This is a genomic window from Erysipelotrichaceae bacterium 66202529 (assembly GCA_017161075.1).
In the GTDB taxonomy this organism is placed as follows: Bacteria; Bacillota_I; Bacilli_A; order Erysipelotrichales; family Erysipelotrichaceae; genus Clostridium_AQ.
The window spans coordinates 2753507-2779765 of record CP046174.1; the positions used below are offsets into that span (position 1 = coordinate 2753507).

General features: G+C 42.3%; 15 protein-coding genes. All 15 read right to left on the reverse strand.

Going from position 1 to position 26259, the window contains the following annotated elements:
- Positions 1-207: 207 nt before the first annotated feature.
- Positions 208-714: a hypothetical protein gene (locus GKZ87_13150; GenBank protein ID QSI26367.1), complete on the reverse strand. Its 507-nt coding sequence runs from the start codon at positions 712-714 to the stop codon at positions 208-210.
- Positions 715-1151: 437 nt separating this feature from the next.
- Positions 1152-1553, reverse strand: coding sequence for a cupin domain-containing protein (locus GKZ87_13155; GenBank protein ID QSI27966.1), 402 nt, complete (start codon positions 1551-1553; stop codon positions 1152-1154).
- Positions 1554-2077: 524 nt separating this feature from the next.
- Positions 2078-3226, reverse strand: coding sequence for an aldo/keto reductase (locus tag GKZ87_13160; GenBank protein ID QSI27967.1), 1149 nt, complete (start codon positions 3224-3226; stop codon positions 2078-2080).
- Positions 3227-3744: 518 nt separating this feature from the next.
- Complete coding sequence (locus GKZ87_13165) at positions 3745-5892, reverse strand: diguanylate cyclase (protein QSI27968.1); 2148 nt, start codon at positions 5890-5892, stop codon at positions 3745-3747.
- A gap of 586 nt (positions 5893-6478) precedes the next feature.
- Positions 6479-6904 carry a hypothetical protein gene (locus GKZ87_13170; protein ID QSI26368.1) on the reverse strand — a complete coding sequence of 142 codons (426 nt, stop codon included), beginning with the start codon at positions 6902-6904 and terminating at the stop codon, positions 6479-6481.
- An 11-nt stretch (positions 6905-6915) separates the two neighbouring features.
- A complete protein-coding gene (locus GKZ87_13175) occupies positions 6916-8433 on the reverse strand; it encodes a DNA methylase (GenBank protein ID QSI26369.1) in 1518 nt (505 codons plus the stop codon).
- Between the two features lie 444 nt (positions 8434-8877).
- Entirely contained in the window at positions 8878-9144 is a 267-nt protein-coding gene (locus GKZ87_13180; GenBank protein QSI27969.1) for a hypothetical protein, read from the reverse strand.
- A gap of 227 nt (positions 9145-9371) precedes the next feature.
- Complete coding sequence (locus GKZ87_13185) at positions 9372-9536, reverse strand: hypothetical protein (protein QSI26370.1); 165 nt, start codon at positions 9534-9536, stop codon at positions 9372-9374.
- Positions 9537-9551: 15 nt separating this feature from the next.
- Positions 9552-11345, reverse strand: coding sequence for an EAL domain-containing protein (locus GKZ87_13190; protein QSI26371.1), 1794 nt, complete (start codon positions 11343-11345; stop codon positions 9552-9554).
- Between the two features lie 151 nt (positions 11346-11496).
- The gene (locus GKZ87_13195; protein QSI26372.1) at positions 11497-12555 is read right to left on the reverse strand and encodes a hypothetical protein; all 1059 of its coding nucleotides are present in this window, start codon (positions 12553-12555) and stop codon (positions 11497-11499) included.
- A gap of 12 nt (positions 12556-12567) precedes the next feature.
- Complete coding sequence (locus GKZ87_13200) at positions 12568-13062, reverse strand: hypothetical protein (protein QSI26373.1); 495 nt, start codon at positions 13060-13062, stop codon at positions 12568-12570.
- A 4-nt stretch (positions 13063-13066) separates the two neighbouring features.
- A complete protein-coding gene (locus tag GKZ87_13205; GenBank protein QSI26374.1) occupies positions 13067-13600 on the reverse strand; it encodes a hypothetical protein in 534 nt (177 codons plus the stop codon).
- A 67-nt stretch (positions 13601-13667) separates the two neighbouring features.
- Positions 13668-14288, reverse strand: coding sequence for a hypothetical protein (locus GKZ87_13210; protein ID QSI26375.1), 621 nt, complete (start codon positions 14286-14288; stop codon positions 13668-13670).
- Between the two features lie 71 nt (positions 14289-14359).
- Complete coding sequence (locus GKZ87_13215; GenBank protein ID QSI26376.1) at positions 14360-14860, reverse strand: hypothetical protein; 501 nt, start codon at positions 14858-14860, stop codon at positions 14360-14362.
- 8 nt (positions 14861-14868) lie between these two features.
- Positions 14869-26232 (reverse strand): hypothetical protein, encoded by an 11364-nt coding sequence (locus tag GKZ87_13220; protein ID QSI26377.1) that lies wholly within the window; start codon positions 26230-26232, stop codon positions 14869-14871.
- Positions 26233-26259 lie beyond the last annotated feature (27 nt).

The following is a 26259-nucleotide window of genomic DNA, read 5'->3' on the forward strand; positions in this document are numbered from 1 at the left end:
AGTTTTTCAGCATTTTTATTCCCTTGTTGATTGTTTAGCAAGGCCTAAGAGATTTATAAGACTGATATCTATTCTATTGTGATATGCTTTATGAACACTATATCTTCAATATACTTGTAATGGTGTTACAGAGTTATATAATAAGTAATCTATGAAAGCAAATCCCGTTAGGAATAAAAATAAAGACTGCTTTTTTGATTTTGTGTTTTATGCGACTTCCGGTAATATATCATATTGAATTTCCTGCAGCGTCTCTGCCTCCTGCAGCTCTCTATAGAAATGATTCGGCAAATACAGGGACGGTCTTCTTTTCAGCTTTAACGCACCGGATTCTGAAAGTATTTCCGCTACAAACTGCGAACAGAAATAATGCTTTTTCCGTTTGAACGGAATATGTGCAAAGCAGAAGACAACGCCAATATTAGAATAACAGAAATCCTCACGGTTCTCGACAAACTGCTCGATTTTTTTCTGCATACGTTCAAAGGTTGCGTCAGAAACCTCCAGCTGAAAGCTGATGCTTTTTTCTACCCCATGGCGCTTGTATTTGGAAACTGTCTCCATACAAAAGCCCTTATAATTGAAGCTGTACATTTTCTCATTCATCGCATCCAGGCAAATAGATGCATGTGTATATTCATACCCGTAGACAATTTCCATAAAGCTGGATAAATGGCTGGGATAATTGGTTAAAACGATTGAAATGGTTTTCATGAATATGATGGTTCTCCTTCTTGGCTGTAAAGCATGATACAAACGGCCTGCATACGGTTGCTAGTAAGCCGGTTTCTATCAAGTGAGTCATTTTAGTATCCTGCAGAAATATTTTTAAACAGGCTGAAGGATACACATCAGCAGTTCGCTGTACAGAGTAATTATTACATACCCTTCCCCGCAAGTCAATGGAATTTCCTGACATCACAAATTATACGTACTCTGAAAGCTGCTGTTTTATACAGCAGTACCAGGTGTTTCACCAGCTTCCTTGTCCGTTTTCACTCCTATGTGTGAAAATAATGCTTATAAGAACCGGCTTATCTTATAATTCTTTTTTACATATACAATTCACTGCCAGAGAAAAGGATGGAAACAGCTTACTGCCATACATTCCATCCTTGTATACTATGTAACATTCAGATACTCTGCTTCCTTTATTTCAGCTTTTGGTACGCTTCCTCACTTACTGCTTCAAACCATTCATTGATTGCTCCCTCAGCTGGCACCTCAATCGCCAGATGGGAAAACCAGCTGTCCTTTGCCGCACCATGCCAGTGCTTTACCTCTGGTGCGATATTGACAACATCTCCAGGAAGCAGCTGCTGTGCATCCTTTCCCCATTCCTGATACCAGCCACGTCCCCCTGTCACAAGCAGGATTTGTCCGCCGCGGTGGTGAATATGCCAGTTATTGCGGCAACCAGGCTCAAAGGTCACATTACCAATTCCAAGCGGCTCAGTTGTAAGCATCCGCAAATAGCTTTTTCCAATAAAATATTTCGCATAGGCTGTATTTTCCTCTCCAACAGGAAACAGCTTTGGCAAATCCATTTTCATTTTTTCCATACGTATATACGCTCCTTCCGGTTGTGCTGCAGCTTGAAACGCAGACAGAAGACTCCCGTTTCCTTGTACCTTACTGACTCAGAAACCAGCTTGCACAGGAAATCTTTGCGATATCACCTTCAGTAAGCTGTCAGATCAACCAGTATGCAGCACCTTTTCTACAGACCTATCTTACCGCCTGATTCAGGAAATGTCCAATACCTGTATTTCATACTATAGAATACCTGAAAGGCATGATACTCTGGCTCTCATACCGCTGACAAAATAGGAAGTGCCAATGAAGATAGCTTTTTACAATAGCTGCTTCCTATGTATGCGGCTGCATAGCTGTTTACGTAAAGAATTGGCAGCTGCAGGAAAACATACTATATTTACAAACATTTTTTATATCCTGTCAGGAATACGGATTTTATTACGATTCGATATTTATAAAAGTATAAAGCAGCCCGTGCATCCATACACCTGCCTGTTATTTTCATTAACCGAAGCTGTGTTCATACACGCACCGGTTCTTTCTAGATACCAAAAATCTGCACAGCTGCCTTCATATTTTCACGAACAGCGACATGAAATGGACAGCGTGCTTCACAGGCACCACAGGCTATACAATCTTGTGCCGTATGCTTCAGCACTGCATAATGCTCACGTACAGTTTCCGGCAACTCCTTTTGTGCCTTTGCCAGATTCAACAGCTTGGTGACCATCGCAATATCTATATGCTTGGGACAGGGTGCGCAATGCCCACAATACATACAATGTCCCTCCCAGCTGACCCTTGGCATGGAGGCAAAAACCTGTGCATAATCCTTTTCCTCATCCGATGCAGCTTCATAGGCCAGACATTCCTTAAATTCGGGAATACTGTGACTGCCCACCATTACAGATACCACCGCTGGTCTGGTTAAAGCATAATGCAGACACTGCTTAACCGTGAGCGCTGTTTTTGCCGGAGATAAGGCAGCGTCCAGCAAATCCCCGCCGCCAAAGGCTTTCATCACAGTGATTGCTACCCCCGTTTTCTGGCAGACCTCATACAAACGCTCCCGATCCTGATCCATATGCAAAATGTCTTTCTCATAATTGGCATCGTTCCATAACTCCTCCACATCCTCACTGGCAGGCATCAGATCATAACAGGGATTGATACTGAACATCAGGACATCAATATGTCCGCTTAAAACTGCCTCATATGCGACCAGGGGATTATGAGAGCTTATCCCTACTGCACGAAGCTTCCCCTGCTTCTTCAATTCCAGTGCATAATCCAAAATACCGTGATCCAATACAAGCTGCCAGTCCTCCATAGCATCCACATAATGAATCATTCCGATATCAATTTTATCTGTCTGCAGCTGTTCACACATTTGCTGAAAGCCGTCCTTAACCTCTGTTAAATCTCTTGTTCGCTGATATTGTCCCTGTTTCCAGATGGAACACAGATGTCCCTGAATGATAAATTCATCCCTCTGCTTTTGAAGCGCATTGCCCAGACGCTTTCTCATATCTGGATCAGGGGAATACAAATCAATCAGATTGACACCATGCTCCTGTGCCAGTGTCAAAAGCTCATTCAGCTGCATCCCTTCCTCATGAAAGCCTTCACAGCCTAAACCAATCTCACTTACCGCTATTCCACATCGCTCTATGATACGCATTTGCATCATCATGACCTCCCTTTTTCCTTCAGTATATCACCTGAAGCTCACTCCAGGTCAAGTATTATCAAAGAAAAAATAAGCTCATATCCGTGTGCAGTTAAAGCCTTTTCAAAGCTTCTCCCAAAATTAAGGCTATATAACCCTATCTCCATAAAGCCTCCGTATTTACAGTAATGATAACCGCACAGCTTCCAAGCTACAAACCGATAGCATTCACTTCCCAGTTCCATACCATGACGGTGCTCATGCCCCCAAGTACAGAAAGCCAGTGATTATTATTTTACAATCCCAACAAGCTATCGAAATCACCTTATCATAACATACTGTTGCTTTATTGGAGATAGATTTCACTTATCCTTTTAACCCTACCCCATCTGATAGCATCCATACCATGTATACCATAATAAAAAATCCCCTTAACAGAGGATTTTTAAAGCTTACCGATTTTTATATGTTTTGCTTGCATTGATGCACCTCAATGTGTCATCCCATGAGAGTTTCCACCTGGAATTGCCTTTTCTGCATCAGCGATTGCGATTTTCCATTCTCTTTAATTTTAGGAAAATAGCCAGTATCTGCGAAATCAGAGACAATGAGCTAATCTCCTCCCTTGTCCAGAATCTATGCCCTGTACATTCATCAAAGCCTACAAAGCCACTAAATATCTCCCTATCATAAAATGCGCACTGCAGGGTGGAATGGATACCCTGATCTGTAAACAAATCCACCAAAACAGAAGGAAGAACAGTTATATCTCTGCAATAAAAGACATGATTATCCTTAAACAGAGATTCATAATCTCCACAAGCGCTATACTCTACATCCTGTAGCTGCCCCCTTTGTGAAGTGATTCCCTCATTGCACCATTCATAAGTATTTGCTCCGCGCCTGCCATCCTCCGTATTTTCAAAAATATAGGAACGGCTGACGTCAAACTGCTTCCCTACGACCTCTAGCACCAGTTGAATAGCTTCATCCAGATTTTCATATTGATAAAGAATACGGAAAACATAGCGTGCCAGATTATCCGGACTCTCTGCATATCGCTGCTCAGAATCAATGGCTGCACCAAGTGATGAGTTATTCAAAAGCTCCAGCGTACTCTGCTCCATTGGATCATACATGTGATAATTGTTCTTACCATGCAGCTTAGCCTGATACAACGCTTTATCTGCACATTCATAAAGCTCCTGAAAGCTTTTCCCGTCTCTTGGATATAGAGCGATTCCCATGCTGCAGGTGACCTTCAACGGCTTTTTTTCACGGATAAAGAGATGCCGGAACATGGATAACAGCTCCTCTGCCTTTTCCTCAGCAGTTTGCTGTGAAGAAATATCCTTAATAAATATAGTAAATTCATCACCGCCAACTCGTCCTACGAGATCACTTTTCCGCACGATTTTCTTCATTCCGGCTGCCATTTCGCTAAGCACAAGATCGCCGGTAATATGTCCCAGTGTATCATTGATCTGCTTGAAATTGTCTGTATCAATCATAATCAGTGCGTTCATGGTATCCGGCTGCTCCTGCAAATAGTTTTTGATCTGCACCTTCATCGCATCGCGGTTATTGATTCCTGTCAGGGCATCCTTTTCCGCCTTGTGACGCAGCCGCTCCAATTGTCTTCGCTCCTCGGTAATATCCAGACCGGTACTGTACAGCGATGGTATTCCATCCCAGCTATCCTCACCACTGACATAGCAAAGTGTCACTGTCCAGACACGCTCCTCCTGAAAGCGATTATAGGCTCTGGCCTCAAGCACAACATTATCGCCGGTTTTTTTCAGCTTGCTGCGCAGTAAAAGAATACGCTCTATATCATCTGGATGAATATAGCTTCTGCAGCCATAATGCAGCTCTTCCTCAAGCTGCTCCGGTGTATAACCGATCATTTCCAGAAATATGCCGTTATACCACAAAATCGTATTATTGTCCCGGGCGTCAATGCGCACCATACCCGCAGGAATGGTTTTTAAAATCGCTTCACGCTCCTGATCCTTTTTCGCCAGCTTATATTCCTCACTGTACATATCATAAGAAAGCTCAATGCGTGCTCGGTGACCAAACCAATCCAGCATCCGATCTTTGATCATAAAGGTTCGTTTCAGATTGGGATTGTAGAATTCCCATTCATAGGTCTGATCCTTTTTCAAATGCGCATTGGTACAAAACGGACAGGGTGCATCCAGCCCCTGGATTGCCTCGTAGCATTTTCTTCCCAATAGCTGGGACGCACTTGTCTGCAGGGTGTCACAGGCATGCTTATTCACATATAAAAGCTCATAGGAATCCATATCACTGATATAAACATTTCCGCTATACACTGACATCATCCATTTGAAATTTTCTGTCATTTCCTTCTCTGATTGTACAATCCGCTCTTGCTTCTCCATAGGTTCCTGAATGGGAGTATAGCATATTACTACCTCATAGGAATCATCATTTCCTTGCTTGAGAACAGCAGAAGCGCATAGCCATACACGCTTACCGTTTACAGTGATACCAATACGCTGCATTATACGGCTGAGTCCCTGTACTTTTGCCGATAACAATGTATCCCGAAGCTGGTAAAATTCCTGTAAATCTGTCGAAAACAGAGCCTTGAGCCCAGCAGAGGGAAAAGCTTTCTCACCACCGGTCAACTGATAAAATTCCGTATTCGCCCAAAGCAAGGTCAGCTTTTGATCCAGGCAGTGTCTGCTTACCGCTATTGGCAGCTCCTCTATCATCTGTGCCTGCATCCTGCCCAGCTTATCATTCTCCTGCTTTACCTGTTCCATACCGACCCTCCCTAATTTTAATCTATTCCAAGTTCCTGGAAAACCGCTGTTACGATGATGCTTTTGACGGTTTGATAAAGAATGCGAAGCTATCTGCCTGCATCTTATTATGAATGACGCAAGATAATAAGATCACGTTCAATCAAACCAGCAATGAGCTTACAGCGTTTTATGTTTCATTGTTCCTTTTCATCCATTATAACATAACATGAAATATTTTATCTTTTTTTCAAAAAAATTATAAAATTACATTATATTTATTACCATAAAGATAACATCATATGAAAAATATTTCTCTTTAACGATGGAAATCACTTATCAACACCAGTCATACTTGGCAGATACGAAGCTGTCTGTCAGACTGTAAAAAAGCTGTATAGTGAAAAAGCATTGCCTGTATTATTTCCATGGACAGTCTTTGCATGTATATAGATAAGCTATGTACAGATCATATTTCCCTTGCTGTCATGCATTGTATTTATGAATCAGAGAGCAGCTCTATTTCATATAAATCCTCCAATCTGATCCAGGATCGATCCGTAAATACCAGCCGTTTCTGATACTCGTCTATACGCTTCACACGCATAATCAAAGTAAGATACCTGCCGCCATCCTTTCGCTCATCCGCCTGGAAATATGTCACCCGTATATTAGGTGTTTCTTTTATGCGTAAAGTGATTTCCTGCAGCTTTTCATTAAGCATCAGCTTTTGATGCTCATCCAGAATTCTTTTTTGTTCTACCAATCGCTGTGTTTCCTGAACAGCTTCCTTATGTCCGGTCAAAGCGGCAAAAGGTGCGAATTGAGCCGCCCTATCACGAATTGACATCTGCGGATGCTTTTTAGAAACTGGATGCTCGCGGTAAAGAATATCATCATATTTGTGAATGTCGTCTGCTTTCATCCTGTCTCCTTTCACGCCTTATGACCGCCTATGGTTTTATTTCGCTGGATGGTATTCGCCCCCTCCTCCAGATTCATTCCTTTTAATACTGCGTTTTTCCCATATTTTTTCTTGATTTGCAGAGTAGCCTGCTGTAACCTTTTTTCCTTCTCTAACTGTTTGTTTTCCTGCAGCTCCTGTTGAGTGAGCGCCTCATAATCGGTGAATAAATCCATTTGTTCCCTCATCTCCATAGCAGGGATCTGCTGTTCATCCAGTATATGATTAGCGCTGATATGAATCCGTCGCACCGTCAGCTGCGGATTTACAATACGGTCAAACAATTCCATAACTGCCTCACTCATCAGTCGGCAGGAGGCCGTATGCCGTTTTAGATTAGCAGTACCGTGTGCATGCTTTGGGATTTTACGTCCATAACGATCTGTTGTCACCTCTCCCGTATAGCTTTGTTTATCTAGGTTTTCTATATCATAGCCGACAGAAAGAATAATCTGATCTGTGACCTGTTGTTTGTCAACCAGTGCCAGAGCCAGCAAATCCAGCATTTCCTTAATGACCAGTCTTGTCTTTTCATAATCATAGGGACAATGCAACACCTGTCCGGTTGAGATGCTCGTATGCTGTGGCTGATATGCCTTTATATCCTCCATTGTGCAGGGCTCATATCCCCATGCATGGTCAATCAAAAGCTGTGCATTGATACCAAACAACTGGTACAGGCGATCCTCATTGTAGATATCCTCCGGCTTTCCCAAGGAGCATTTTGCTATATCTCCCATGGTATACAAACCAATCTGTGCCAGCTTCTTTGAAATTCCTTTTCCTATTCTCCAGAAATCGGTAAGAGGCTGGTGCTTCCATAATAATTTTCGGTATCTTATTTCATCCAGTTGTGCGATACGCACACCATCCGCATCCGGCCGGATTCGTTTGGCAACAATATCCATCGCAACCTTGCAAAGATACAGGTTGGTACCGATACCGGCTGTAGCAGTAATTCCGGTTGTATTCAGGATATCCAGAATCATACGCTTGGCAAGCTCCCGCGGTGACGTCTGATAGGCTTTCAAATACCCTGTAACATCCAGAAAGACCTCATCGATGGAATATACATGAATGTCTTTGGGGGATATATATTTGAGATATATGTTGTAGATTTCCGTGCTGATTTCCAAATAATGCGCCATTCTGGGAGGCGCTGCGATATAGGTCATAGCATATTCCGGATGCTGCAGTAATTCCGTTTCATCATAGGATTCACCGGTAAAGGCATGCCCGGGAGCCTTTCGTTTTCTTTGACGATTGATTTCATTAACCTTTTGTATAACCTCAAAAAGTCTGGCTCTTCCGGATATTCCGAATTTTTTCAGGGAGGGTGTTACTGCTAGACAAATTGTTTTCTGCGTTTTCCCAACATCCGCAACAACCAGATTCGTAGTTAAGGGATCCAGCTTTCTGCTTATGCATTCAACTGATGCATAGAATGATTTTAAATCAATTGCCATATAGATGTTTCTTTTTTGTTCCAATTCAACACCTCCCTAAGTGCTATCATAAGCATGGCTCGTAAATCATAGAACAAATCGCCTTACCTGTCGCAACAGCGACCGGATTTCCTTATTATGTACAAAATTTTCATGCACATTCCCATGCAGTCTGTCTGCTTCACATGATAGCCTGAAAATAGCACCAATTATATACTTCTGCTTGCGGGATAATGCAAGGTCTGTTTATTTTATCATATTTTCAGCGAATTTTTTGTATGATTTTAAAAAATATAGTTCTGGAAGAAATGCTTTGGAAGATTCATCACATAATACCAGATAATCAGAGATACGATATGGCTTTCATCAATCAGACCTCGATTTGTATTATAAAAGACTCGCCTAAAAAACGCACGAGTCCTTCCGGTTTTCATGATCAATCAGACAAACATCTGACTCTTATGTTGTCACTTGCTTTCATTCACATTTCTATTTTCCTGAAAGCATTTCCTTTTTTATCCTATTCGCATATTTATAAAATGTCGATCTCTTCATTTTGATTTCATCGTAATAGTCACTCAATGGATAATTATTCTTAAAGCATTCACTGACCCGCTCATGGAAGTCTTCAGGTAGGATCATTCTAGGTCTGCCATATCTTCCATTCCCCTCATGCTTCCTACGCAATGCAAGTTCGATCCCCTCTCGTTGACTTTTTTTTATCTTCTCTCTCTGCAATGACAGAACATGCTCCAGAAACAGCAAAAGGAATTTCGGCTGCACCTCTGTTCCATCTATATAAAGAATGCTATGTTCTTCCTTGTAATGATTCAGCGCATCCTTCACCTCTGCCAGATCCTTTCCTAAATCCGATAGTGATTCTATAACGATCATATTTTCAGATTCCATATTTTCATCCTCCTGCTATTTTAATAACATCCTAAATGCGATGAAATATCCTTTAGGCCTGTTTTAACTTCATACTATTGACAGGAATCATGATCGAGCTTCCTGTCCTTCTTATTCTCCTTATCGATTTCCATATGAACCAGACCTTGCGGCGTCTGATAGATTCGAATGTCGTTATTTCCATGATCCACAATGATCTTTCCTTTTTTGATCGCTTTCTTCTTTTTGAATATGTTCATTTCACGCTTCCTCTCCTATACGATTTCATCTTCTCCGCTTTGTGCTCCAAGATATTCGTTCGAGAATCCTTCCGCTATCATTGGTCGTCCGATTAGAAAGCCCTGCCCTATATCACAATGGATCTTTTTGAGATACTCCAATTGGCATTCCTTTTCGATCCCTTCACAGATCACTGTCATATCGATTTCATGTGCGAGTTCGATCGTCTTTTCTATGATCGATCTTGCTTTCTTGCTATTCTCGATCCCATCCAGCAGACACTTATCGATTTTCAAAATGTCCGCAGAAACAACGCTTAGAAAGTTCAAGGATGCATAACCAGTCCCAAAGTCATCGATTGCAAGCAGGAAACCACGCTTGTGTAATTGTATAGCTAGATCAAGCATGTCATCCTGCTGTTCCACAAAGGCAGATTCTGTCAACTCGAAAGCGATATATTCATGTGGGATCTTATATCGATCCACTGTTGCACAGAAATTCTCAAAATATGTTTGATTTCCTATATGCAGGCGGGACTGATTTACCGATATCGGCTTTATCGCTAATCCCTGATCCATCCATGAGCGCAGCTTCTTACAGAGCATCTCCAGCATATGAAAATCAAAATTGATGATCATTCCATATTCTTCGAAAACAGGGATAAATTCATTCGGTAATACAAATGCTCCATCTGCTTTTTTCCATCTGCATAATGCTTCACCAGAGACGACTTCTCTCGTATCGATATCGAATTGTGGCTGAATATACAAGATAAATTCCTCTTTTTGCATGGCTGGCACTGCCGATTCCAGTAGCTTGTTTTTATTGATCATCGCGTCCATCATATGATTCTCGTAATAAAACAGATGACTTCCTGCAAGGCTTTTAGGGATGCTCTGCTGTGCGATCAATGCCTTATCCAACATATCGATCACATGCTCATGCTGTATATCCTGTGGCTGATATACCCCTCCTGTGAAATGGATTTCCATATATAACTCATTACGCATCCTGTTATCATTCAATTTCTCTTTGATATCACGTTCAAGACGATATAACAGCTCATCCTTTGTATAGAAACGAAGCGTCACGGCAAATATGTCCTTTTCAATACGGCCACAGGCTTCTCCTTCACGACACATCTTGCTCAGGTATCTTGCGATCGTCTGTAAGACCTTATCCCCCATCTTATATCCACTCGTTCTATTGATATAACGGAAATTCTTAATACCGAATTTGACGATCGCATAAGATTCATTTGGATAGTCCTGAAATAACTGTTCTGTATCATTGATAAAGCCTCGCATGTTATTGATCCCTGTCAATGCATCTGTGTTCACAGCCTGAATGAGCTTGTCATTGAGTTGTGAATACGCACTCTTTGCTCTGTCGATATTGAAATAAGTATCCTCCTGCATATTCTTATCTGCTATAGAATCATGGATATGAACGATTTTCCATAATTCCTTTTCCTTCACCCAGATTACAGAAAAACGTAACGGCATGGAAACAAGATAATGCGTATCCGGTGGTGTCTCAACAGTGAGCTTTGCCATCACAACAGCACAGTTCTGATCGATCGCAACAGCATGATACCATGACTTTTTGATAAGGAAATAGCCATCATAGACATTAAGTTCTTCTGCAAAGATTCTTGCTGCATCTTCTTTACTGAAGCAGATTTCATTTACTCCGGTTCTGATCCAGCTGACCTTATCAGATAAAAAACCGGAAAGTCCTGTATGATCGCGTTTTATATAATAAAGCTCGGCAAGCCGCTGTGTCAGTACCTCCAATTGCTTCTCTATCGTTTTTCCCACATCTATCACTCCTGCTTCATGCTTTGCTTATCGATGCTTCCATATTATTATCCTGCACTGCTATACTATCCTTAAAAAGCAGTCACAGCACATGCCTGCATACATAAGGTGAAGCTGTAAGCTGATGATGTATGTCACGCTTATCTCTTTCCGCTTTTCTTTATTCTTTTTCATCAGGAACGTTCTTTCTCGTTCTCCATCTTTTTCTCAGGAATACATAAGACAGTCCGCCTAATGCTATCGTAAAGCTACCGACAGCGATCGCTGCATATGTAGGATCAACCTTTTCATTCTGACCGAAAAGTCCTTTCACCCAATCTAGAAAATCTGTTTGCAGTATTGGCTTATCTGTGATCACCTGATCTGTTTCCGGTGTTAACAGGACTTCTACATACCCATCCTTATCTGCTTTTAGCAGCATTTTTTTCAGAACGAACTTCCCATCCTCATACGTATAATGATACAGATATTTGTCCAACCAGCTTTCCGGTACCATTACTGCGACATATACCCTCATACCTATAGGAGCTTGTTCACACTGCAGGATCCATATTGCATCCTTTCCTGCGATTTTCTGAATCTTAGTCAAATGCCTGCATTTGCTCAAATCGATCGTGATATCCCTATCTGTATTCTTGATATCTCCATATACGATGTGGATCCGATACCTTTGCTCTGCTTCTACATATAGATAGATATCCTGTTTATCTGCCTTCGCTTTTGATAACAGCGTGCTGCTTATGGTCAGTTGCCCTGTCCTGTCATTCCAGTAATATCCGGCTCCTTCCAGCTCTTGCTGCCTATACGCTTCAGAATATTTATCCTGATTTGTATCTGTTGTATCTGTTTGTTTATTTGTATCCTTACCTGAGTTTGATGATGCATCATTCTTTGATGCTTCATTTCCAGATCCAGGCTTTACCGGTTTAATTGGATCTGTAGGCACGACAATGATGATATCATCATCTCCCGGCTGATCTGGCACCTGTGGCTGATCAGGATCTTCAGGAAGCACAGGATCGGGTTTCTTAATCACGCCCAGCATATACCCATACATACTTCCTTTGACCTCCTGTTTCCATGGCAAATTTGACTGCACCTCTTCATAATATTCTTCAACTGTATCTTTTTTCTGATCATGATCCTCTGCGTAGATCGAATTCATGTTCATGCAGAAGATCATCATCAGAATCATTAGAACACTTACCCTTTTTCCCATTCTCTACACCTCCTAGTGTTTTATATGTATGACATTCTCAGCGACTGCTTCGCCAACAAACTGTTCACTCTTGATATCATAATTCTTGAAATGGATATTTACCGGATAATCTCCTTTTTCCAGCTTCACATCCAGGGTATCCTGTTCGATATAATATCCTGGTTCGATTGCACCACTTTTATAGATTCTTTTGTTATCCTCCTTCAGGTACATTTCTACGACCAGAAGATAGTGATTGTTTGGTGAATTCAGGATCCTCATGTCTCCCTTTGCTATTCCATCCTCAAAGCTCAGCTCGCTGTTGATATTGATCTGAAAGCTGCCTTCTTCCACCTTCTCGTTCAGCATCTTCAAAATATCATCCTCGCTCATACCAGGAAGCTCTCCCTTTTCTCCTTCCCTGATCAGGCCCTCCTCTGATCTCCAGCTCAGCTTATACATGACCAGCGATGTTCCAAACAGTAATATAGAAATGATCAGTATTATTTCCCTCTTATTTTTATCCATTCCGCTATTCCTCAACGACGATCGTCAGCTCTCCGATCGCTTTTCCCACATAGTCTTTTGTTTCTACATCATAGGCGGAAAACACTGCCTGTACAGGATAGCTGCCCTTTTTCAGTTTCACATCCAATTTATCCTGTTCAATCTTGCTGCCAGGTTTGATCGCACCACTCTCATACAGCTTTTTCCCCTGTGTCCCATCGTCCTTTCTCTCAAAGATCGCAACGACCATCAGATAGCGGTTCTGCGGACTGTTCTCGATGCGCAAACTTCCCTCGCTGCTTCCATCTGGAAACTTTGGCTCCTGATTGATGGATATGATGAATTCGCCTTCTGTAGCCTTCTTTTCCATCAGTTCTCTGATCTCTTTCTCACTCATTCCATCCAATGTGCCTTCTTCCTGCTTCGGATCTAACTGTAATCCACCTTTTTCATAGAATGACCAGCCGATGACTGCCACGATAAGGATCGAAAGGATCGTTATCAGAAATCCATATTTTTTTATCTTCTTATTCTCTTTCATATACTCTCCCTGCCTCATGCTTCTGAATAAGAAAGAGAGTACTCTCTTCCTTGTTCAGGAGCACGATATCTCGTGCTCATTTGTTTTATTTTACCTGTTTGATCGTATAGACTACATCGAATGCTCGCTCTGCGGTTCCGTTCAATGCGGCTGCCGCATCACCTGTACCCTTTAATTTTGCGGATGTTGGTGTTCCTGTCACATTTAATGACTTTTCAGCTCCTACTCCAACATTAAAGTTTGTGATATCCACTCCTGATCCATACGCCATCTTTGATCCCGCAATGCTCAATGCAACGGTCTTCATAGACGCTACATCCTCCTTGTTTGCAGTATCTGTTGCGATATCATTACTGTCCACAAGTGTCCATGCGCCACCTTCTGCATTCTGGATCTGGATCTTTGTCAGCTCTACACCGACTTCTGAATCTGCTTCCACCTTGATCTTATAGTTTCCTGCTACAAATGTATTAACTCCATCTGTCTTATCAGCTTCATGATAAACAGCAAAGTCCATACGGATCGGAACGGTCACCTTCATCTGTTTTAAAGGTTCTCCAGATAAGGTTGCCCACATTTCTCCACTCTGATTTGATTCTGTGTCTGTTGTCCCTGTTGTCTTTGTGTCTCCATCTTCTGCAGCTGATACGCTTGTTACACCAAGCATCATCATAACAGCCATGCTCATCGCCAATAATTTTTTCATGTTTTGTACCCTTCCTTTTCTCATGACAGCGTATCTTTTACATCCCCGCTCCTGTTCATGGGATATGACACTCATCCTTCTACTACAATGTTAAGCTGTGCTTTTGCTTCACCTACCTTTTTATTCGTTTCTGTATCGTATGCCTCGAATATCGCTGTACAGGCATAGTTCCCTTTTTTCAGCGTCTCATCCAGATGATCTTCTTTGATCACCTGTCCTGGTTTGATACCTTCGCTGTAGTAGATCTCCTTTTGGTCTTCGTCCTTTACGATCCTCACCCGAATGTTATAGTTATTACCGGGTGAATTTTCGATACGTAAAGAACCTTTACTCTTCCCGTTTTCAAATACAGGATTTGCATTGATCGAGATCGACAGCATACTCTTGTCGACCTTGTCGTTCAGCATGTCTTTTATTTCCTGTTCACTCATGCCATCCAGACTGCCATCCTCTGCCGCCTGATCGAAGTGAAAACCGTTATCATGCAGAAATGCCCAGCCAAGGACTCCTCCTGCAAGTACGATCAGGATGAGGATGATCCCGATCCATTTCATCTGTTTCTTCTCTTTCATCTCATCCCTCACTTCTTCGCTCTATCCTCATATTGCTTTGTATCGCTTTCTGAGATCGCTGTCTTAAAGCTGATCTGATAGGCCTGATCCGTTTTTCTTGTTCCTCCAGTATCATCCCATGGCCAGCTTTGTTCTTTACTGACAGCTCCACTGATATAGAAGCCGCCACTGCCTTTATATCCAAGATCAAAGATCGGCTGTGTCTTGCTCGTACCCTCTGTCGTGAACCATACTCCTGCATGCTTATTGTAGTCACTGCCGTCAGTGCTCAGCTTCAGATAGGCTTCATCATTTTTGATCTGACCAAGACCGATATCCATAGTACCCATCAGCGATGGCAAGCCTGTTCCCTTCGTGACTTTCTGATCGACACTCAATGTCACTGGCATATAGTTTAGATGATTGCTGACTTTAGCATCATTCGTACTCTGTGTGATCTGCTGTCCTTTCAGATTCAGGTCGATCTTGATAGGAGACAGATTCTTCAGCTGCGTGACCATTGTTGCTGTTCCCTGATACACAGCCGTTTCCTTCTCACTGTCTTCCAGTGTCAGACTCCATGTATATGGTCCACCATCTGAAACAGCATTGGCTCGATAGACCTCTACCGTCATCTTCGCTGCAGTATCTGGCACAGTCATACTATCGCCTGCTTCACCGCTCACAAGCAGATTTCCGGATGCATCATACACCTTTATTAGCAGACCAAAATTCTCATTTGCCCACTTGCTTCCTTTTTCAATAGTAATATTTGTTGCCTTGCCATCATCCTCTGCAAAGACACTGACTGGCTGAACATGAAGTGATGTACTGCCTTTCATGATGCTCAGTGCATCGATTTTTATGGTTCCCTTTTTCAGACTGTGAGGGAAAGTGATCTCACTGCTTTCATTTCTTGCTGCACTGCCGTCATTTCTATTGAGAACTTCCATACTTCCCGCATCGTTATATGCTAGTGTCTTGACGGATGCGGATGCTGTTGGAGTACCCGCTGTATACGTTGATGTTTCAGCCAGACGTGTGTACAACACATAAGCGGTATTTCTCTTTAGATGTGTAAATTCATATTTACCTGTACTGTCTGCATTGAGTGGTGTCCAGTCGCTTTCTTCCTTATCTGCGATATTTTCCTCACTTTCCAGCAGGATATATTCCTGTGTATCCTTTACATTGGTCACATACAGATTCGTATCCAGTTCCGTTTCCATGATTGGTACTATCGCTGCTGCTGTATTCTTTGCCTTCACGACTTCACGGCTGCTCTTTTCAACACTGCCGCCATAGTTTGCGGCATCTTCTTTCGCACTGTATCTGACAACGATACGCTTTCCGATATCTGCTGTCGTACTTGCATATAGCAAGGAAGTGCTCGTACCTGCATTTATACCGTTCTGATTTTCTTTTATAACTGTTCCATCACTTCGCTCGATCGTGAAGACTCCTTCATCATAGCCGTCTCCACTGTAGGTTGCGGTAATCGACTGACCTGCTTCCAGTACATCATTCTGTGCAATACTCAAGTTCTTTTCCTCTAACGGGATACTCCCTGTCTTCACTTCTGTGATTATAGAAGCTTCGCTTGGAAAATATTCACTTGTACCTTCATACATTGCACATACTTCATATGTCGTATTGGCCTTTAGCTTATCCGATCCTTTTCCAATCCATGATTCGCCTTTTTCATTAGTAGTCCAGTCTAGTGTTCCCTTTACACGATATTTCAGCACTGTTTCCGGAATCGTCGTTCCATCGATCCGATAGTTTGTCGGCAGATTCATCTGCAGCATGATTCCACGGATTTGTTTTCGTGTTGGTGCATCTGGTGTATTCTGTGGTGCCCGCTCGATCGGTGACAGTTGACTTGTTTGGACACTTCCGGAATAGATGCCGTTTCTTGCACTGCTATATCGAGCATAAAGCTTAGCGCCAACATCATCTTTACCCGGTGTATAGCTATCGCTTCTTCCGGTTTTTCCGTATGGCGTTCCATCTTCCTTCATGATTTGCGTTGTCTTACCATCCTTTACTCGGTACCAGGTCCACTGTCCACTCTGTTCATCTATGATATCTTTGCCGGCTTCCTTTGCGAATACATAATTGACTTCTACAGGTACCAGAACTTTGCTGGTATCTCCATCTGTGATTTCAGCATGTCCTTTGATCTGTGTTCCGATCAGTGCTTTTTCTGACACATACGTCTGACTGCCTTCATAATTACTTCTGCCGCTGAATACCGCCTTCACATAATAGCCGTTATATTTAACGGGGATGGAGAAAGTCGTTGCTGTATAACCATCCTTAGATGTATTGCTTGCCTTGATCTGTGCTGTGATATTGATCCAGCTATCATCCTTTGTTTTATCCGGGCTGACATAATATTGCCAGATACCGCTTGGAGCTTCGTTATGGTTGCTGAGACGAAGTTCTTTTGTTTCCTCAACCTTCCAGATATCTGCATTCGTTTCTGTAATCTTCGCAGTTGGGATATTGCTTAAATCTTCTTTCTTCGCTCTCACCGCTCTTTGAGAGACAACACCGCTGGCCTGATGGCTTCCATCTTCCAGTTTTGCCAGATACACCACATAGTCCGTATTGGCATCCAGTATTAGTGTTACATCCTTGCTTGCCTTGAACCATGTGCCTTCACCTGAAGTATGGAGATCCGCATCGCTCGCAAAGATAAGCTTTGGTACTTTCTGATTGGATGCCTTCTGCACATAATAGTAGACGGCATCGATATTTTTTTCAGTATTCGTGATCTGCAGTTTGCTTCTAATAGCTCCATCCTCCGCCAATGCGGTCACTGTCGGTAATGAAGATGGTGCATCATATAAAGGCTTCGTCAGTGTACCGACTCTTCCTATGACCTCCCCTGAGAAATCAGAGGCATCGTTTACAATATAGCGAACAGATATCTCCGGACTTCCATTCGTCGGTGCAACTTTATAGGTAGCTGATGTTTCACCCTTTATTGGTGTATCTCCGGCATACCACTGCCAGTGGCCTGCCGTATCATCAGCTGCTGTCTGCGGATAACTTCCCTTATGATAGGTCGCCTTATACGTTTGGTTCACCTCAGCCACACCGACCTTAGGTGCCGTTTCCACACCATTGACAACCTTCACATAATCAACGAGACCATTCAGTTTTGTCTTTGCGGTTAATACTGTCTGCATCTCTTTAAGATCGCTTGCATCATATCCTGTCTTTGCGGATTTTCTGACAGCCAGTATATAGGATGTATTGCGTTCCAGTCCTTCAATCGACACTGCAGTACCAGCTGTTACCGATTCATTGAGCAAATGCCATGTTCCTTCACCTGTTTTTCGGTATGCAAACTGATAGCTGACTGCACCATTGTTAGCACTCACCTTCATGGAATTATCACTGACTTCTGTCACATTCAAATCTGACGGCATATCTGTCGTAGTATTCTGTGAAGCATTACTAATCGTCCCAGTTATTATTGTCGCAGTTCCTGTAAAGTCCTTTGTCCCATTGAAGGTCGCCGTTAATGTTCCGCCTGTATCCTTTGGCTGTACCGTATAGCTCAGCGTGTTCTTTACCGGATCAACAGTATAGAGCTCTGGTGATATCGTAACCTTCTTTCCACTCTTTGTACTTTCAAGTACCCACGTTCCTGTTGGCTTGTTTGTATCCGGTAATGTGAACACGATCATCTGATCTACCTTTTGCGTTCCTGTTATCGCCATTCCATTCTGCACTGACGTCTTTTCCGTTGATATCGGCGTACGCTTGCTCCATGGACTCGCTTCTGCACCTGTTGTTTCTGCAATCCTATAGCTGAAATAGTATTCTTTGTTTCTAGATAGATCAGGTACTGTAACACTGCTTCCCGGTGTAGTTCCCCCAGTAGCCGTAATCACCTTAGGCTCTCCGCTTACAGAATCAGCAACCCCAACATCGATCTTACTTACTGTTTTATTTGGTGTCGTGACCACGAGCTTCGTATCGGTTCCTGAAGATTTGCTGAAGGCTCCCTCATCCGCTGGAAGAGATGTCAATGATTTTTTTATGACTGCAGTTGCCGCTGTCTTATTACTCTGATAATCACCGGAGCCTGTAAAGGTAGCTCGTATTCGATATCCAACATCCGCAGTTGTTAATGTATAGCTACAGGAGTTATTACCGGAATAGTTGTTGTTGATTGTAGCAACTACTGTATCATTTGATGCATTCAATCGCTCTAATTTCCATGTTCCTGTTTGCCCGTTGATCTTATCAATCGCCATGGTCAGGTCGGAACCGTTATTGACTGCAGGTCCCAGATTTACATTTCCTGTCACATTTGTTCTCTGTGTTGTAGCCGTTGCCGCTGGACTCCAGGCTCCTGCCTCATAGCCGTCTCCTGCTGCAACACGTACATAGAAACGATATGATTTATTTCTTGCCAGATTCTCTATTTTCACTTGTTCTGTATAGGAATAGTCTCCATCAATGATAATCTTGGCATTTGCGTCGGCTCGCTCATAGGCAAATTCATACCTTAGAGTGCTGTCTCCTCCATTCACTTTGATAGTAGCCTGACTGTCAGTGATTGAACCAGAAACAATAGTAGGAGCACTTGAAGTAGATGTTGTGACTGTATTGGTATAGGCTGCATATGTAGAGGCATAACCACCTTTTTTTGCCAAAACCGTCAGCTCATAGCCAACATCATTTGCCTTCACGCTATAGGTTGATGCGGTCGCTCCACTGATGGCTGTTGTCTCTGTTGTTCCGCTCTTTCTGCGATACCATTGATAACTAACTCCACTCGTTGAGCAGCTCGCTGTTAATGTTTGATACATTCTTGGACTAGTGTTATTGATTGTAACTGTTCCCATTTCATTTATTGTACTCTTAACCGTAAAATCATACGTATTGGATGCTGATGTACCTGTTTCAGAATCAGTATAGCTGATTGTAATAGTTGCAGTTCCTGTATTTTTCGGAATAAGCGTTCCATTTGTTCCAACTTTCAGTATACTGGAGTTATTGGATGTAACTGAATATCCATTGCTTTGGAGTTCTGCAGGTACTTGGATGACACCATAAACATTTCCATTAAATAAATCAGTCGTTGATGTAGCTCCATCCACACTCGTGAATGCTCCTCGAGTAGCTGAATACAGCTTTGTAGCAGGGTGATTGGCAACCCATGATAATCTAGGATAATATCCGTTTGTATAAATCCATGTTCCATCACTACCGTATTTACTTTGTAGTTTATTTCCAATCATTTCACTAGTTGGTAATCTTTTTCCTGTATACGATTCGCTCTTTCCACTCTCATATGGATAGGTGGTACCTGCTATATCACTGTCGTAATATGAATTCGTGATTGTTCGTGGATCATCATAGCGACTTCTTTGATCAACACCAATCAAACCACCGGATCTGTCAGTAACTGGTATTTTTCCAGAACTAAATGTATTAGTCAAAATCGTTCTTGATGCACTGCCTGTCCCTGTACCACCTACGATTCCTCCTCCCCATGAATTTGGATATGGATCAATAATTGTCGAGTTTATTGAATAAGAATCTGTAACTGTTAAATTGGTGACATTATAGCCTACTATACCTCCCATATAATGTGTATTATCTTCATTTCTTATTATCGAACCAGCACTTACAACCTCATCAACATAAAGCATAGATGCATTATTCTTTCCTACGATTCCACCACCATCATATTTACCATGCAAATCACTTTGTGTCAGCAAAACTCGTTCTATTCGCGGGGCTGTCCCATCTGTATACGCAACAACCGCAGTAGCACATTGCCATCCGTCAGTTGATGCTGCAGCAGTAGGAGTACTCGCTTTCGAATTATTGATAATCAGGTTTTTGATAGTACCGTTATTCAAACAACTCGTTATATATGTTTTCATTTCTGTTAACGTATGGTAATCACCATTTAATGTCCCGTAAAAAGTTCCGGCTGCTGTAACGTTATTAGGAGTTATTGATGAAGACGACATATTGATATTTTTAGTAATTATATATGTAGCAGACCTATCAGTGTACCCTGTACCTTTTTTTAGAAAGTTCTCCATATCCTGCACACTACTAATAGGAATCCCACGTGCATATGTAAAGTAGGTACTGGTAGCTCCTGTGCCGCTTTTACTGTTTAAATTCGTAGTATCTAATGCAGTCAGATTCTTATTTACATATAGTTTTGGTACTTTTGGCTTGCTGACTTCTGCAATTATTTCTGCTCCATCTGCATAAGTACTTGTACTAGTTACAGGAATTGTATATGTAAATTTGTTTCCACTTATATTACCGGTCACAGAGCTGCTTCCTATCTTAAAGCTTGCTGTTGTTCTACTCAATGTTGTTTCCACACTGTTATTCACAGTGCCTGTCAGTGTCGTTCCGGCATAGGCCTTTGGCTTTCCATTTCCATCTGTTGTTGAACTCGTAAGTGTAATCGTTTCATCATAGATCCTCTTTACGAATCCATCATTGTTTGTCGGATTCATAATTGTTCCACTGTACCCTGATTCCTCATTTGACACGAATTCAACCTTAATATACTTTCCAAACAGACTGTCTGTCAGTGTCAACTGGCTTGTTAGGCTGTTGCTCATTGGCGTGTAGCCTTCTGTCAGCTCCGTCCACTTTGTTGTATCATTTAGTGATGGCATTGCTGTTACAGTACTACCATTATATTTGTCCTTACTGCTATACCATTTCCATGTTCCCGTACTATTGTTAGGACTGTTTAGTTTGGCTGTTAACGTCTTCCCCTCTACATAATTACCACTCAGCGTGATGTTCCCTGTCTGCTGTTTCGTTCCCATCTTATGGCGAAGCTCCTGCATCGAGGATGCTAGATACGTAGGTGTCGCTGTACTTACATAGTAAACGACATACGTTTCATTTGATTCAAGAGATGCTCCGGTATAATCCGTTCTGACTTGCACTTTTCTACCAGTTATTTGTCGCCAGCTTGTGCCAAGGTCGGCAGAAGTTGGATACGATGGTGTTGCTTCGCCTTGCTTTTGTACACGATAGTATCCAAAGCTCGACATATAAGTAGTTGTTTGGAATTGTAATTCTAGAATTCCTGAACTTTCTTGCTCTGTGGAGAAGGTAATTTTTACACCTTCTTCGCCTAATGTATCTGGTGAAGCTTTCGTTACCGCTTCCGTTGTTTCTTCTACATTTCCCGTAAAATCGTTGTTGGCTGGCATGGTATATTTTACTTTCAGTGTCTTCCCTATATCATCAAATTCCTTGATGGTATAACTATCACTAGTTGCGCCTGTGATCGCTGTATTTCCACGATACCATTGCCACGTTCCCTCGCTATCAGAATTACTTCCTCCTTTTGATGCATAGACAGCTGGATGATAGGTTGCTTTTAACGTCTCGTTATACCTTGCTGTGCCATCGATTGTGACATATCCTGTAATGGTCGTCTTTGTTGTTGTGATCGTCCTGCCTGCTTCGCTATCACTATATGCATAAGGACTTTCTAATCCTCCGTCATCTTCGACTCTCTTCACTCTGACTGTATAAGTCGTATTTCTGTCAAGTCCCTCTACTATGACATCTACATTACTATTAACCGGATCTCCTACAGGTGTATAGCCATCCGTACTACTCCCCAACACATTCACATCGAACCAGCCGCTGAGTGAATTTAAAGCATTTGTATCTGCCTTTTTATATTCAAACTGATACTGTCCTTCTCCCTTGCTCATTCTGACTTTAAAGCTCATGTCATCGATTCGTTCCATCACGATATCATTCGCATTCGGTTTCGTATATTGGGACTTCAGTTGCTGAGTTACCGGTGAACTCGTTACTGGTATAGTGCTTCCATCATAGCCTACCGTGGCTTTGAAGGTTACTTTATAGGTAGTGCCATATGGTTCATCGTCTGGGATCACATAGCTTGTTGATCCTCTGTTAGCTGCCAATGTATAATTGGTGATTGATGTTTCTGTTTTATCACTGGCTATCTTTGTCCATGTCCATTCTCCCTGATAGTTGAAGCCGGGATCTTCTGGTCCAAGCTCTGCTGTCAATGTCTGTCCTCTTAACAGATCGTTTGTTGGATAGCTGAACGTGATCGATCCTATGAATTCCTTCTTATCCGTCTTTTGACTTGCAATGATGCTCTGTGCTGTCCAATCAGATTTCTGATGTGTTGCTGACTGGGCATAGCGTACAGAAAAATAGTACGTCGTATCTCTTTCCAATCCGGTTATTGGAAAAGTCTCTCCAGAGTTCAGGATTTTCACTTCATTGCGGCTATCAACCTCTTCTACAGGAACTCCGTTCTCCATGGTACTGCGTCCGATGATATACTGCTCTCCTGTCATATTTGTTGGCATCTTCACAGTTATCGTTGTATCATTGTGACTGCTAAAACTTAGGTTTTGTGCTGGCGCTGCTTTCTCCGCTCTGCTGATTTCATCACTTATAAAGCTGATCTCTCCTGCATAGATTCCCGTTCCACTGTATACCAATTCGATTTTCTGATCGACATCTTCCTTTTTAAGTACATAGCTGTCGCCTGTGTGTTTTGTACTCTCATTTCGACTGCCATCAGCGTTCAGGCGATACCAGCTGACTTCTCCTGTTTGCTCTGCTGGTGTGTTCGTGACTTTAGCTGTCAGCGTCTTTCCATAAATGAGATCTCCAGTGATGGCAATATCTCCCTGTACATGTCTTTTATCTGTAGTGAAAGCTTTGCTGTCGCTGCTCCACACTGAATCTGTATAGCCCTCTTCGCCAATCTCTTTGATATACAGCTGATATTTCGTATTTGGATCAAGTCCGGTGATCGTCGTTTCACTGCCCCCACGTAAGAATACAGCGTGTTCTTTAATTTCGCCTGTACCATCCTTTTGGATTCCTATACGGTACAATCCATCTGATGCACTGACCTTCACTTTCACTGTGATATCATCTGATGTGATAACTGTAAGCATAGTAGATGCATTCGGTGTTGTACACTGTATGGCTTGGACTGCTGTCGTATGATTGCTTTCTTCCGTACCTGTCAATTCTCCATCTGCTTTGGCTGTTGCCTTGACATACAGCTTCTTTCCAATATCACTCCCCTTGATCGTATAATTCATACCAGTTCCAATCGCTTCAGTTTTCCCCTCCTGATACCATGCATAGGTGGCTTCATTCAGCTTATCCGGTGTTATTTTTACACTCAGCTTATCTGTCAGCGTATATTGGCCTGCTGTCTTAGGCTTGTTGTTCACGATTTCAATTTGGGTGATTTCTACCTTCACGCTGTGGCTGCTGATATCCTGCAGTATTCCTGTATAACCGCTTACTGGATCTGTTTCAAAGCGTGCTCTTAGGTATTTGCCTGAGAGTTCAGTGGTAACTCCATATGTATCCGTACTCTTTGTACCACTCATTGGCGTTGTTTTCACGACTGTCCACGTTGTTGCATCGGATGTATCGGCATATTCCCAATACATAGTACCTTGCATCGTATTCGTATCGCTCAGTGTGGCGGTCATCGTATTTCCTATATCGTACGTTCCGCTTAGCTGTAATGTCCCTTTATTCTTACCGTGTTTTGTTGTGATCGTACTACTTTCTTTTACATTGTTCAGTTCTGTTTCATACACGGTATACCGTGTATTCCAGTTCAGCCCACTTACTGTATAACTTCCGTCCCAGTACATCCTCTTCCATCCGCTTTCGATAGCGGCTTTATGCGTTTTTGGACTTTTTGGTGCCGGATCACTGCTTTTCTGTATGATATAATAGATTCCCATCTTCACTGGATAGGTAATCTCTGTTTCTGAAGATGTCGTTGGTTCCCCTGCTGAAATAGTAACTGATGCAGCTGCTGCACGTAACATGAATCGATTCTGCATATCATCTACGGATGCGATCATCTCTCCATTCATTTCATGATTTCTATTGACAGAGCGGACAAGGTTTCTATTCCATTTGATATCATCTTCGTTTTGTTCAGGTGCACGAACACTATCTGTCATTGCAGAAAGATTGCTTTCAGATTCTACACGCACGACACTAAGGTCTGCTGTCTTCTGTGCCTGTTCTTCCCATGCTATACTTGTTTTGATTTGCGGATAGCTCCCTTTTTTCTCTATAAATGCTTCCTTATGCAATGTACCAGATGTGATCTCATCACTGAGATATGGCTGCGCATCTGCATCCTCCAGATCATTGATCTGTGCATCATAGAAGCAGTCCGTCCGCTTTCCATCTGAAAACAGGGTACGCTTTTCTCCGCTCAGAGATGCACTGCTATAACTGTTCTCTACATCAGTGTCTTTACCAAAGCCATATACTGTCTCTCCACTCAGATAACCGGAAACATAACTGTTCTTAATATCGGCTGTCCCTGCAAGCACAAATCCTACGACATTTCTTCCTTCCACATTCATCATGACGAAACTGTTTTGGATCGTTGTATTCTCACTGTTCAGTATAACTGCATAATCCTGTTTCGTATCATTGCCTTCGATGTAATACCCTGTACCGTCCAGTATCGAATTACGGCTGATATTGGCAAGCTGTCCTTTTACTACGATATTTTTTATAGTTGCATGATCCAGCACTTCAAAAAGAGTATCTGAACAGCTGATCACATAGCCCTGACCATCCAGAGTTCCTTTGAAAGTGACCCCTTTTAAAGGATCTCCTTTTACTTCAATATCCTGAGTCAAAACAAAATTCCCTTCCGGGTTAGAAACGATCTGTTCCAAATCATCTTCATTACTCAGGATAATTTCTCCAGATTCTGATATCTTGGGAATATCTGTTATTTCCAATGTCATTTCCTTTAAGGTCTTTCCATCCATATCTACTGCTGTAAATGTATAAGAGCCATTTTTCTCTACATCGAAAACAGCCTGATACACACAATGCCTGATTTCCGTTGCTTCGATGACCGTTTCCGATGTGCCACTGACTTTTATCTGGTATGTATCCTTATTTCTGGATAGGATCGTTACCTGATGGGTGGATGGATCCTCTTCAGCTTCCATATCCTCAAAGGTATCCACAGTCACAGACTGCTCCCCTACCATAAGCTCCTGTTCATCATAGCCCAGCAGATCATAGGTACCGTTTGTATAGACATCAAACGTAAGACCATCAACTGCATCCTTCGTTTCAATGATTTCGCCGTCCTGCTTCAAGACGAATCGTTTGATATCCTCCTTCGGGTTTTCGATCTGAATCGTCTGAGCTTCCTTCGTTGCGCTGCCCAGCGTGACATCTGCAATATCGGATACTGCATGGATGAACGACGGCATCGGCATCTGTGACACGATAACTGTCATCACGATACAGACGATCGCCAGTTTCATTCTTATTTTTTCAATTCTGCTATTTTTTCTCTGTTTCATAAGGCACCTCTATCCCTTTGCTTTCCA

What these genes read in the sequence shown, in the direction of transcription:
- GKZ87_13150 (QSI26367.1), bottom strand. Translation starts at nt 714, where the DNA reads ATGAAAACCATTTCAATCGTTTTAACCAATTATCCCAGCCATTTATCC.
- GKZ87_13155 (QSI27966.1), bottom strand. Translation starts at nt 1,553, where the DNA reads ATGAAAATGGATTTGCCAAAGCTGTTTCCTGTTGGAGAGGAAAATACA.
- GKZ87_13160 (QSI27967.1), bottom strand. Translation starts at nt 3,226, where the DNA reads ATGATGCAAATGCGTATCATAGAGCGATGTGGAATAGCGGTAAGTGAG.
- GKZ87_13170 (QSI26368.1), bottom strand. Translation starts at nt 6,904, where the DNA reads ATGAAAGCAGACGACATTCACAAATATGATGATATTCTTTACCGCGAG.
- GKZ87_13185 (QSI26370.1), bottom strand. Translation starts at nt 9,536, where the DNA reads ATGAACATATTCAAAAAGAAGAAAGCGATCAAAAAAGGAAAGATCATT.
- GKZ87_13195 (QSI26372.1), bottom strand. Translation starts at nt 12,555, where the DNA reads ATGGGAAAAAGGGTAAGTGTTCTAATGATTCTGATGATGATCTTCTGC.
- GKZ87_13200 (QSI26373.1), bottom strand. Translation starts at nt 13,062, where the DNA reads ATGGATAAAAATAAGAGGGAAATAATACTGATCATTTCTATATTACTG.
- GKZ87_13205 (QSI26374.1), bottom strand. Translation starts at nt 13,600, where the DNA reads ATGAGGCAGGGAGAGTATATGAAAGAGAATAAGAAGATAAAAAAATAT.
- GKZ87_13210 (QSI26375.1), bottom strand. Translation starts at nt 14,288, where the DNA reads ATGAAAAAATTATTGGCGATGAGCATGGCTGTTATGATGATGCTTGGT.
- GKZ87_13215 (QSI26376.1), bottom strand. Translation starts at nt 14,860, where the DNA reads ATGAAAGAGAAGAAACAGATGAAATGGATCGGGATCATCCTCATCCTG.
- GKZ87_13220 (QSI26377.1), bottom strand. Translation starts at nt 26,232, where the DNA reads ATGAAACAGAGAAAAAATAGCAGAATTGAAAAAATAAGAATGAAACTG.